Source organism: Mucilaginibacter pedocola (assembly GCF_002013915.1).
Classification (GTDB): Bacteria; Bacteroidota; Bacteroidia; order Sphingobacteriales; family Sphingobacteriaceae; genus Mucilaginibacter; species Mucilaginibacter pedocola.
The window spans coordinates 873325-885094 of sequence record NZ_MBTF01000001.1 but is presented as its reverse complement, the minus strand read 5'-3'; the positions used below and the strand labels follow the sequence as shown (position 1 = coordinate 885094).

10 protein-coding genes and 1 tRNA gene are annotated in these 11770 nt (G+C 43.6%); 4 read left to right on the top strand and 7 right to left on the bottom strand.

The window, feature by feature from the left end; translation table 11 throughout:
* Positions 1-188: 188 nt before the first annotated feature.
* Together BC343_RS04025 and BC343_RS04020 are read right to left on the bottom strand one after the other, a co-directional pair.
* Positions 189-261, bottom strand: a tRNA-Gly gene (locus tag BC343_RS04025).
* A gap of 150 nt (positions 262-411) precedes the next feature.
* Positions 412-1305 (bottom strand): helix-turn-helix domain-containing protein, encoded by an 894-nt coding sequence (locus tag BC343_RS04020; protein WP_078346412.1) that lies wholly within the window; start codon positions 1303-1305, stop codon positions 412-414.
* Positions 1306-1566: 261 nt separating this feature from the next.
* On the opposite strand from BC343_RS04020, the gene BC343_RS04015 reads away from it, so the two are divergent.
* Positions 1567-2694, top strand: coding sequence for an XdhC family protein (locus tag BC343_RS04015; protein WP_078346411.1), 1128 nt, complete (start codon positions 1567-1569; stop codon positions 2692-2694).
* A gap of 8 nt (positions 2695-2702) precedes the next feature.
* Here BC343_RS04015 and BC343_RS04010 read toward each other — a convergent pair whose 3' ends face one another.
* Positions 2703-3887 (bottom strand): DUF1624 domain-containing protein, encoded by a 1185-nt coding sequence (locus BC343_RS04010; RefSeq protein WP_078346410.1) that lies wholly within the window; start codon positions 3885-3887, stop codon positions 2703-2705.
* A 152-nt stretch (positions 3888-4039) separates the two neighbouring features.
* On the bottom strand, positions 4040-5599 hold the full coding sequence (locus BC343_RS04005; RefSeq protein ID WP_078346409.1) for a DHA2 family efflux MFS transporter permease subunit: 1560 nt from the start codon (positions 5597-5599) through the stop codon (positions 4040-4042).
* A 140-nt stretch (positions 5600-5739) separates the two neighbouring features.
* On the opposite strand from BC343_RS04005, the gene BC343_RS04000 reads away from it, so the two are divergent.
* The gene (locus BC343_RS04000; RefSeq protein ID WP_078346408.1) at positions 5740-6642 is read left to right on the top strand and encodes a helix-turn-helix domain-containing protein; all 903 of its coding nucleotides are present in this window, start codon (positions 5740-5742) and stop codon (positions 6640-6642) included.
* Positions 6643-6721: 79 nt separating this feature from the next.
* Here BC343_RS04000 and BC343_RS03995 read toward each other — a convergent pair whose 3' ends face one another.
* From BC343_RS03995 to BC343_RS03985, 3 genes are read right to left on the bottom strand one after another with little or no spacing between them, the layout of a single operon-like run.
* The gene (locus tag BC343_RS03995; RefSeq protein WP_078346407.1) at positions 6722-7705 is read right to left on the bottom strand and encodes a protein-glutamine glutaminase family protein; all 984 of its coding nucleotides are present in this window, start codon (positions 7703-7705) and stop codon (positions 6722-6724) included.
* Between the two features lie 50 nt (positions 7706-7755).
* A complete protein-coding gene (locus BC343_RS03990) occupies positions 7756-8112 on the bottom strand; it encodes a hypothetical protein (RefSeq protein WP_078346406.1) in 357 nt (118 codons plus the stop codon).
* 20 nt (positions 8113-8132) lie between these two features.
* Complete coding sequence (locus BC343_RS03985; protein WP_078346405.1) at positions 8133-8963, bottom strand: hypothetical protein; 831 nt, start codon at positions 8961-8963, stop codon at positions 8133-8135.
* A gap of 617 nt (positions 8964-9580) precedes the next feature.
* Here BC343_RS03985 and BC343_RS03980 point away from each other — a divergent pair.
* Both BC343_RS03980 and BC343_RS03975 read left to right on the top strand, forming a co-directional pair.
* Positions 9581-10786, top strand: coding sequence for a site-specific integrase (locus tag BC343_RS03980; protein ID WP_078346404.1), 1206 nt, complete (start codon positions 9581-9583; stop codon positions 10784-10786).
* Between the two features lie 20 nt (positions 10787-10806).
* Complete coding sequence (locus BC343_RS03975; protein WP_078346403.1) at positions 10807-11640, top strand: abortive infection family protein; 834 nt, start codon at positions 10807-10809, stop codon at positions 11638-11640.
* Positions 11641-11770: the final 130 nt, after the last annotated feature.

Here is an 11770-nt window from a genome sequence, read left to right as displayed (position 1 = left end):
GGTATGGGGCGGCGTATTATAGCTGCGTTATGTTATGCCTCCTAAGTTAAGCAGCAAAAAGCGTTTTAAAAATGCTAATAAATAGATATTTTAATAAGGAATTACAGGAAAAGGCAAGGGAGAAGGCGGAATAGAATATTCGGGGGAAATAAAAAATCCCACCCGAAAACGGGCAGGATTTTTTGATGAGCGAAAGACGAGATTCGAACTCGCGACCCCGACCTTGGCAAGGTCGTGCTCTACCAACTGAGCTACTTTCGCGTTGGCTTTTTAATTTAAAAACCGGTGCAAAGCTGCATCGGTTTTGTGGTACAAAGATAGTATTTAGGCATATATATGTAAAGCCTTATGGTAATATTTATCTTATTATTTTCTTAAAGCCTTGTTAACAAGCCAATTTATTTTTTGCCGTTAATTCAAAGACCGGTATTCCTGCGGCGTTTGGCCGGTGCGCTGCTTAAACAGACGCGTAAAATGCTGCGGGTATTTAAACCCGAGGCCGTAAGCAATTTCGCTGAGCGATTTGCCGGGTTCAAATATGCGTTCCTTAGCCATATCCATCACTTTCGCTTGTATGTGCTCCAGCGCGGTGCGGCCGGTTTCCTTTTTTATCAGGTCGCCAAAATAATTGGGCGACAGGTGCAATTGCTCCGCACAGTAAGCCACGGTAGGCAAGCCTTCGGTTCGCGGCTTATCCGATTCGAAGTAGCCGTTCAGCAGTGCCTCAAAGCGCTCCAGTATACCTTTATTGGCTGTTTCGCGGGTAATGAATTGCCTGTCGTAAAAACGGGTGCAGTAGTTCAGCATCAGTTCGATGTTGTTTACAATAAGTGTTTTACTGTGCTTATCAATAGCGTGCTGCAGTTCCTGTTGTATTTTGTTCAGGCAATCGCGTATCAACTCACGCTCCGCTTGCGATAAGTGTAATGCTTCGTGCACTTCGTACGAAAAGAAATTATACTCTTGTATATGCCTGCCCAATGAGGTACCGCGTATAAAATCGGGATGAAAGACCAGTGCCGTACCCTGTGGCTGAAACTTTTCGGGGTTTTCGATACCGATGATCTGCCCCGGGGCTAAAAATACCAGTGTGCCTTCCTCGTAATCGTAATAATTGCAGCCGTAACGCAGGTCGCCGCATTTTATCTCTTTCAGGAAGATGGTATATAGGCCAAAGTACTGCCTGCGGTGCGTGCGCGGGTCGGCTTTAGAAAGGTCCACCACATTAATGAGCGGGTGTAAAGTTTCGTTTTTGTTGTACTGGTTATACTGGTTTACATTATCAAACCTAACGAGGTTTTCCATGGGGCATTAAATTTACTTTTATCAAATTTAGTTTTTTAAATGCCTCTCTTTAAATACAGATAACGCTTTCAGTAAAATTGGTAAGCAAAACCGTAATATGTATAACTTACAGGAAAAACCCGGGGGCTATTTTAGCGTTCAATAGCAAATAAGGCGTATTTGGGCTGTTTTGAGCATTATTTTATGCAAATTTGGTAACATAGCGATTGCCAAATACGTCGGGTATGGACGGTATCGTAAACCAGCAATTGTACATCTATCTTGAAAGAACTACAGGAAATAATAAACGCATTTGACGCAGCACAGGCCCATGGCAAGCAAACCGCATTGGCAACGGTGGTGCATGTAGAAGGATCATCGTACCGCAGGGCAGGGGCACGTATGCTGGTTACCGACGACGGGCAACTTACAGGCGCTATTAGCGGCGGCTGCCTGGAAGGCGATGCCCTGCGCAAGGCCCGGCTGGTAATGGCCGAGCAAAAGCCCATGCTGGTTACTTATGATACCACCGACGATGACGATGCCAAACTGGGCGTAGGGCTGGGCTGCAATGGCATCATCCAAATATTGATAGAGCCAATTAACCCTGAAGACAGTAATAACCCCATCGCGTTGCTGCGCCCCATTTTAGCTAACCGCGAAAATGCTGTAGTGATAACCGTTTTTAATATGAACGACCGCCAGCAGCGCCAATACGGCACCTGTATGCTGGTAAACGCTAATGGCACCTACACCGGCAACCGTCCGCAGGGTATAGTTACCGATGAGCTGGCCGTTTACGCCTTGCAGGTGTTGCAATTTGGCGATCAGTATAACAAAATTTACCGCAACGCCAATGGCTATACCTGCTTTATAGAACTGCTGCAGCCTGCAATTGCGCTGGTGATAGCAGGTGCGGGTAACGATGCCCTGCCGCTTATACAAATGGCCAAAGTGCTGGGCTGGCATGTTACCCTTGCCGATGGCAGGGCGAATTATGTTACTGCCGCCCGTTTCCCTTCGGCAGATACACTGATCACCGCCCGCCCCGATGAACTGCTGCCACAGCTTACTATTGATGCCCGCACCGTATTTATGCTAATGACGCATAACTTCAATTACGATATGTCACTGCTGAAAAACCTGTTGCCTCTCGCCGTTAAATACATCGGCATCCTCGGCCCTAAAAAACGCCTGAGTCGCATGCTGGCAGAACTGGCGGGAGTTGAGGCAGAAGATGAAATAGCCATTCCTGCTAACGTTTACGGGCCTGCCGGGCTTAACCTGGGTTCTGAGGACGCGGGAGAAATTGCCTTATCTATTATTGCGCAGATACAGGGCGTGATGAACAATAAGGATGCCCAGCCACTTCGCGAGAAAGGCTATATCCATGAGCGGGGTGTGGTTTGAAGCGGTACTTACAAATAGCTCAACCACCACTTGCTTTTATTGGCTTGCTTATAAGCATCGTACCATTTGCATAGCGGGTAAAGTCCCACCACAATGGCCACCCACACTAAATAGGCAACCGGCAGCGAGAAGCCATAACCTTTAAGCCCGCGGGTAAACCAAATGGGTTCGCTGAGGATCCATCTGTGCCAATCTTGCCCCGGTGTAAGTGCCGAAGCTGCCATCGCGATAGCATGGATAATATAAATGTGGATGAGGTAATAAAACATGGGTACCCTGCCGTATACTGAAACTACATCCACCAGTTTCCCTTGTAGCTTTTCGGTAACGGAGAGGAATACGCAAGCCGCACCTAAAGTGAGCAACAGGTATAATAAGGATGGAGGGTATTTACTCACGTTTAGGAAGGATAAGAAAGTGAGAAAGCCATCTTTCTGTACCGCCCATTTCGAAGGGTCGCCGTATACGTTGGCGTAGCGCAGTACAACAAAAAACGCTAATGCCAGCCCGCCTGATAGCAATAAATTCTTTTGCCGCTTCTGTATATCGTACCCTGCTTTATACCAGGTGCCCAGGCAATACCCAAGCGGCATAACGGCCATAAGCGGTACAATGGGGTAGCCCACTAAAAATTGCTTGCCCTGCCATAAAAAGAATTGCTGATCGTGCACCAAGGCCCAACCGAAGGCCGGTAAGGTATTGCCCGGCGCATGCACGCCATCCAGCAGGTTATGCCCGGCTATGATGACTATGCTTCCTATAAAAATAGCTTTAACAGGCAAATGAATAAAGGCAGCCAACAGAATCATGCTTACCCCAAGCGCCCAAATGGTAATGAACAAAAACATGGGGAACGTGAGGTTGAAATTCCAGCCCAGGTTAACTACCACCATCTCTAAAAAGATGAGCCATAAACCACGCTTCATTAAAAACACCGACAGCTCCCTTTTACTTTTCTTTTGCCCGATCAAATATGCAGAGGTACCTGCCAGCAGCATAAATATGGGCGCGCAAAAATGTGTTATCCAGCGAGTGAAGAACAGCGTACCGTTGGTTTGGGTAAGATCAAGCGGATCGAACAGGAAGGAGCCTGAATAGAGGTAATCCCGAACGTGATCCAGCGCCATAATGATCATAATGGTGCCGCGTAACAGGTCGATAGCGGTAATACGGTTTTTAGTGATGGTACTCATGGTAGGGGGCGTAATTGTGATGTTGCTAACAGCCACAAAGTTACGCGCCGGGTTGGACTATTAGTGTAGTCCACAAATAATAAATTAAATAGGCCAGTTAGCAGGAGGGGCTAACTGAAAAGGAAGCCTTTGCGGGGCTTCCTTTTCAGTTATTAATGATCCGACACTACCACCTTTTGTTGAGGTTGGTTGGCCTTGCGCTTTTTAATAGTAATGATTACCAGCGGAATGCACAAGGCGTTCATCATGGCCAGCAGCAGGAAGGCATCCATATAACTCAATAGGTAGGTTTGCCTTACAACGGTATTCTCCAACCCGCCAATGGCTTGCTTTAGTGCATTAAGGTAGGTAGCCCCGTGCGCCATCAGGTTGCGCACAAAACCATCCAGCCTTGTTTGCGTGGCCGGGTCGCTTGCGGTTACATGGCTTATGAGTGCCGTGCGGTTAGCGGCGGCTCGGTTAGCAATATAGGTGTTGATAAGCGCTATACCGAACGAGCCGCCCATTTGCCTCATCATGTTGTTTAGTGCCGCTCCCTGCGGAATATCCTGTGGTTTCAGTTCCGAAACGGCAAGTGCAGTTAATGGTACAATGAGCAATGCAGCACCCAAACCACGGAAGATAAGAGGGATGAAAAAGTAAGCATTCCCTGTTTCGAGGTTGGATCTGGACATGAAGAAGCCGAAGATGGCCGAGAACAGGAAGCCGGCAATAATGAGGTATTGAGGACGTAACCCGCTCTGCAACATGCGCCCCAAAAACGGCGATACCATTGCCGCCATCAGCGTGCCCGGCAGCAGCATGGTACCTGTTTGGAATGCCGAGTAGCCAATAATGCGCTGAGCATAAAGCGGAAACACGAACACCGCGCTGAACAAGCCGAAGCCCAATACAAAGGTCATGATAGCGGATATGGATAGCGTAGCGCTTTTTAATACCCGGAAATTGATCACGGGATGCTCGGTAGTCAGTTCCCACCAAACTAAAGCAGAGAGGGCTATAGCCGATACAATGCTTAGCACGATGATGTAATTGGCCGCGAACCAGTCGTCGGTTTCGCCGCGTTCCAGTACTATTTGTAATGCACCAACGCCCACGGTTAGTAAGAAAATCCCCAGCCAGTCTATTCGACGGTTATCCTTAGAGCCTTCGCTGGGGCGCAGGTACATGTACGATAGCAGCGCCGCCATGAGCCCGATGGGGATGTTCACGTAAAATATCCATTGCCAGCTGAGGTTATCTACAATGTAGCCGCCCATTACCGGCCCTATTGAGGGACCAATGATGATACCCAGGCTGAAGATACCGCTTGCCAGTCCGCGCTCTTTTGGCGGGAACGTTTCGAACAGGATGGCCTGCGAGGTTGATAACAGCGCACCGCCGCCTACGCCTTGCAAAAACCTGAAAGCTACCAACTCCCATAAATTAGTGGAGAAGCCGCACAGGGCGGAAGTGAGCGTGAACAGCAGTATCGACCCGATGTAGTATTGCTTGCGGCCTATCTTTTCGGCCAGAAAGCTGGTCATGGGGATGATAATCACATTGGCGATGGCGTAGGAGGTGATCACCCAGGCGGTATCTTCCAGCGAGGCTCCCAAATTGCCGCTCATGGTGTTTATCGATACGTTAACGATGGTGGTATCGATGAGTTCTATTATTGTTGAGGTGATGATCGTGATAACGATGATCCACTTTCTGAATCCGGTTTCCATGCCGCAAAATTAGCGGGGTGCTTGCGCAGGGCCTTTATAGTTTTCAAGCAGGAATTTATAATAATCAAACATTGTGTTGTTTTATCATCATAAATTTGTCACAAAGATTATAATAATCAAATACTGTTTAACTTTGCTATATGCAACCCATAGAAACACTTGCCGATTTTTACCGCCGCCACCCGGTAAACAACCAAACCGAATTTGCCGAGAACAACACGGGGCAGGGGCACTTCAACGTTTTCTTGCGCCAGCCTTGTTTGCAGCGTTCGCCATTTGGGAGGCGCGATTTTTATAAGGTGACGCTTATCATCGGCAAAGGCAAAATGATATATGAGGACCGCGAGGTACCCATCAACCGCCCTGCGTTGGTATTCTCCAGTCCGGCGGTGCCCTCGGCATGGGAATCGGGCCCGGGGCCGCAAACGGGTTGTTTTTGTTTGTTTACCCAGGCATTTATAGAAGCCGGCGAATACAAAGGCCGATTGCCGGACTTCCCTTTATTCCAACCCGGCGAGCGGCATGTGCTGGAACTGGACGACACCCAACTGGCGCTGATATCGGGCATTATGGACCGCATGCGCGATGTAATAGCCTCCGACTATCGCGTTAAATACGATATGCTGCGCAGCTACCTGCGTGTACTGATGCACGAAGCGCTGATGATGTCGCCCGTGTTGATGGCCGAAAGCCACGCCGGTGCTGCTGCCCGCATTACGGCGCTATTCCTGAACAAACTGGAAGAACAATTCCCCATAGATTCGCCCGAGCAATCCTTTGGGCTGCGCAGCCCCGCCGAATTTGCCGAAAGCCTGGCCGTGCACACCAACCACCTCAATCGCTCCGTAAAAACTATAACGGGCCACACCACCAGCCGCCTCATCTCCGAACGCATCCTCCGCGAAGCCCAGGCCCTCCTCAAACACACCGACTGGAGCATAGCCCAAATAGCCACCGGCCTCGGCTTTGACGAACCTGCGTATTTTACAAACTTTTTTAAGAAGCTGACCGGGGTAGCGCCGGGTGGGGTGAGGGGGAGGTAGGACGGGGACGATTTACGTGCAAACAGTACACCGTTTACCCTAACTCATATACTCGCGCGATAATTGTAAAATACGCAATTTAATAGAGGTCTTTAGTTCTTTCCAGCCATTTATTTGTTTCGTCTTCAAAAATTTTTCGATATTTTTCTATCAGTGCTTTGTGTTTTTCAAGAAGCATTTTATCTATTTTACAATAAGATTCATAACCGAGCATGATAGACTCAATATTATTGACACTCCCAAAAAGCGTTTTGTATTCTTTTATTAAGTCTTGCTTGGTGGGGTCTTTTTTTAACGGGAGTAATTCGTTTAGATAAAATTTATATGCCATTTCGTTTATAGCCATGCCCTTTTCAAGCCATTTACTCGTTGGATTGTACGAATAAAAATCGCCAGTCATCAACTTAGGTAAATATCCAGGCAATTGCATATCAATATCTTTTTTGCAATTCAAGTCATAATCTTCATAGTCACTTACCGTCAAGCCGTTCATGGTATAAAATAAATACCAATCAGGATTCAAAAAAGTGTAAAAAGATTCTTTACAATTTTGCACGGCTAGCCACTTTTTGAAATTAACCGGTTCTGCAAACAAGGAGGGGTCCAAAACAACAGTATCAAGTTTCCCATGTATTTTCGTCAAAACAGTTGGGGCTACGTGATATCCCCATTTTATTACCCCTGTTGGAGCAAAATCGTTATTATCCTTTACCTCCAACATCAACGCATTAAGCAATGAAAATTTTGAAGGAGCGAAATTCCATATCTTAAAATGGGAAATATGGTGTTTTTTGAGATACATACTCATTAGTTCCGCACGATTATGACAATTTCCTTGTGGATAATTAAATTGTATTTGCGTTTCTTCGCGAAGAAATTTGAACTCTTGTTTTATTTTCTCATAGTCCTCAATTTTGTAATTATCATAATTGAATTTAGGACGTGCAGCGTCAAGATTATTGCTTTGCATTATTTTCTTGGCATCAATTTTAATGAATGATTGGGAATGTGATGCGAGGGAATTGATTAAAAGAAAGATTACTAAGGTAACTTTTAATTTCATGATTGGAATGATTTAGGTTTATTCAATAGTAGTTGATATCCGGTGATCTATTAAAGTACTTTGGCCGAAAATCTTATCAACTGTTTGGAATCAATCAGTCCAGGCAAGTTTATTGCAGCCTTAAAAGCATTGTTAGCGTCATTTGATAGTTTCTTAAATTCTATCGCTTGACTTTCTACGGTAGAAGCCGTAGCAATACCGCTATCTTTAGCTAACACTAAAGCCTCTGTTACTTTCGAATAGTAGAAAGACGATATGTTAAAGTAGTCGTCATGATACACAACTAACGCGTTGATCAAATCGGAAAGTTCATCTAAATGATTATTTGAATCCTTTAAGTTCCCATTATTGGCAATTAAAATAGAGGCATAGTTTATAGTGCTATTCTGAGTATTAGCTTGTTCCAATTCTGTTAACTTTCTTTGAATTAAATTTTTATTAAAGACAGAGAACACACTATTAAGTAGTTGGTTAATTCCTCGTTAGGCCCTCTCGTGGGAATTGAAACACCCAACGTTTTAGCTTGATATCCAATTGCATCGGCAATTCTTTGCTGTAAGACTGACAGGCTTTGGTCTCGATTTTTTATGTTATACCTTAAACCAGCATTTGCCTCGTTTAAGATTTCATAGTATTTCGTGAATTTATTCAAATCTGTTTCAAAGCCTGTAATCGCTACTTGATCTATCTTATCTTTCATTATACTCGTGCTTCTAAGCAGACCGATAACGGAGTTTGTAATGCTAAGAGCTGGAGATATGGCGGGTATACTATTAATAAGCGGACTGGAAGAAATGCTAGCAATATTTTCAATGATTTTTTTCGCCACATTTTTCTCTTTTGGTGCTATTCTGTTGTTAACTATTTTTATAATTTCTTCATCTAATTTAAAACCTAGTTTATTACTCTGTGGATTGTTTAAGTCCTTAATAAAAGCATCTAATTTATCTGACGAATTCCGTGCTATAAAAGCAGCAACTTTTTCGTGTAGCATTTGATAGCTTCCGATACTTTCCACTATGTTTACTTTTAATATGCCATACTGATTTTTTGAGTCGAGCACTTTGCTAGCCAATATAATATCTATACTTGTGGAGTTGCGTTCAGTTCGACTTTTTAAATCGCTGACTTCTTTAATTAGGTTTTTTATCGTCGCGGAATCCGTTACTGATTGTTGTGTAGGCAGCGTTTGCCCCATAACACATTTTACATTAATGAGAAGAAGCAGACCAATTATGGCAATTATATTATTTTTCATTGCGTTAAGATTTAGTTTTATGCTAATATATGTGAAAAAAAAATAATATATATTAAAATAACAACAATAATATAAATATTATTAGGAAACTGAATGTTTCGGACTATAAGAGTGATATTATGAGTGTGAAATAACCTTTGTAAATTGTCAAAGAGTTGAAAAAAAATATCTGCAGTGTGAGACTTTAATCAGAATAGTTCCGTTTTTGGCTACAAAAAGGGAAAAATCTAAAACGGGAGGCGGCGTGATTCAGTTTAATTGGGAATAGGTAGTCGCATTCAACAAAATCTCTATATTTTATTCGGGTGAAGATTATTTCGGTCAGTTGATAGAATCTTCAGGGCAGATAACCTTAATATTTTGTCACAAAAAAAATCCCGCTGCGTTTGCAGCGGGATTTTGTACTCAGAGCGGGAATCGAACCCGCACTCCGTTTACGGGAACAGGATTTTAAGTCTTACCATCATGGCACCATTTGAAACCAAAATGTGCCCTAATGTGCTTTAAACCGCATTTTTGTTTTATTAGGATACAACAAAAATTATCAAAAAACATCATTTGTTCGACCAATGTTCGACCAAAATTTCGTATATTTATATCAATAAATCATCGAAATCATGGCTTCAATTAGGGCTTGCTTACGCAAACGTGCGACATCAGAGAACAAACATTCTATCTTCATTCAAATAACCAAAGATAGAAAAAAATCCATTATTACCCTTGGGCACAACATTTTTTTGAAAGAATGGGACGAAAAGCTGCAGCGGGTTAAAAAATCTCACCCGAATTCTGCGTGGCTAAATAACCTGATCGCAAAGAAAATCAGCGAAGCAACCGACAAACTAATTGAGCTTGAGACGAATAACACCGACACCTCGTCCAGGGTAATCAGCCGGGCTTTTAAAGCGACAAAAGAGAGTACGTTTTTAAAGCAAGCCGCCCTTTACCTGAAGCGCTTAAAAGATAACGGCAAAGGCAATCAGCTTTCTGCCGACACTTCCCGCGTGGAACGCTTCAAAGAGTTCCTGGGCGGATCGGATATTAATTTCTCTGAAATCGATGTACCGCTTTTAAAGAAATTCCAATCGTACCTGAAAGGCACGCGTGATGTTACAGAGCGTACCATTGTAAATCATCTGGTGGTTATCCGCACGATTTACAACCAAGCCATCGAAAATAATCTTGTCGACCGCAAGCATTACCCGTTCGGCAAAGGGAAGATAAAAATCAAATTCCCTGAATCGCTGAAAATCGGCTTAAGCGCTGGCGATGTGAAAGCGATTGAACTGGCGCAGGTAGGAGAGAAGCCACATCATGCGCGTAATTTGTGGCTGTTCTCGTTTTACCTTGCCGGGATGCGCATATCAGATGTGATGCGCCTGAAATGGTCTGATTTCCACAACGGGCGGCTATATTACAAGATGGGCAAGAACGCCAAAGCCGACTCATTGAAAGTACCAGAAAAAGCCCTGGCAATCATTGAACAATACCGCCGCGAAAAGCCAATCCATGATTTGGTATTTCCTGACCTGGAGTCATTAAAGGATTTAGACGACGATATCGAAGTACAAACCCGCATCAAAACGCGCGTGCGTAAGAATAACGAGCAACTGCAAAAGGTGTTGGAAAAAGCCGGTATAACAAAAACCGTCACCATGCACATTGCCCGTCACAGCTTCGGTAATATCTCCGGCAGTAAAATACCGGTGCAAATGCTGCAGAAATTTTATCGCCATACATCGATCACCACGACGATGGGTTACCAAGCTAATTTCATCCATGATAAAGAGGATGAGGCATTAGACAATATTGTTGGATTTTAAATTATGTTATATCTTAGAACATGGCAGAAATTTCATTCAAAGAAAAAAGAATCATTTCAGATTATTTAATCCAAGGTGGCTATGTATTAGATTTTGGGAACAGATCGTTTCAAGAGTTTGTCGCCCAAGTAACGGATTTAGATATCGAAAACCGAAAATACTCTGAAAATAATTCAGGCTCCAAAGGACAACCTTTGATGCAGTTCATTGCTTTGGAACCAGACTACACAATCGGAAGGTTGTTGGAGGCATTTCATGATGAAATAGTAGAATATCACAAACGCCGCGGCAAAGTTAATTCTGTTGCGAAGTATCAGCCTTACGTCCAAATATATCAACGGTTATTGAACGGCGGTAGCATAGTTGAACACATAGATGCGATACAAGCCATTAATGAAGATAAAGATTTTCACTCCTTGGCGAAGTTGATACGGGAGAGCATTGAAAAAAAAGAGCCCGAGGCAGCTTTAGATCGTTTGCATGTTTACATGATTAAATTTCTTAAAGAACTCTGTTCGTCTCACGGAGTAGAATTTAAGAAAGAAGAAACTGTTAATGGATTGTATGGTAAATATATAAAAGCAATTGAAGCTAAAGGTTTCTTAGCGTCGCAGATGACTCTTAAAATCGTACAATTTAGTCATCAAATCATGCAAGCCTTTAACGATATAAGGAACAATAATAGCTTCGCCCACGACAATCCTGTGCTGAATTACGATGAAAGTGTACTAATATTTAGTAATGTTACAGCTATGGTGAAATTTATAATGGCGTTAGAAGCTAAACATGAAAATCAGGCTGTTGCGGAAGCTGAACCAAATTGGGGAGGATTTGATCAAATGGAGACTGCTTAAGTATTTATCTATCTACTGATTAATTCGCTGGAGGCGGTTGGGGTACATTGTTTTAGTTTTCAACATCCATTTTTTGATATTTAATATGAATTATATTAGCTAATGTTTGTAGTCCAATATTAGATATAAT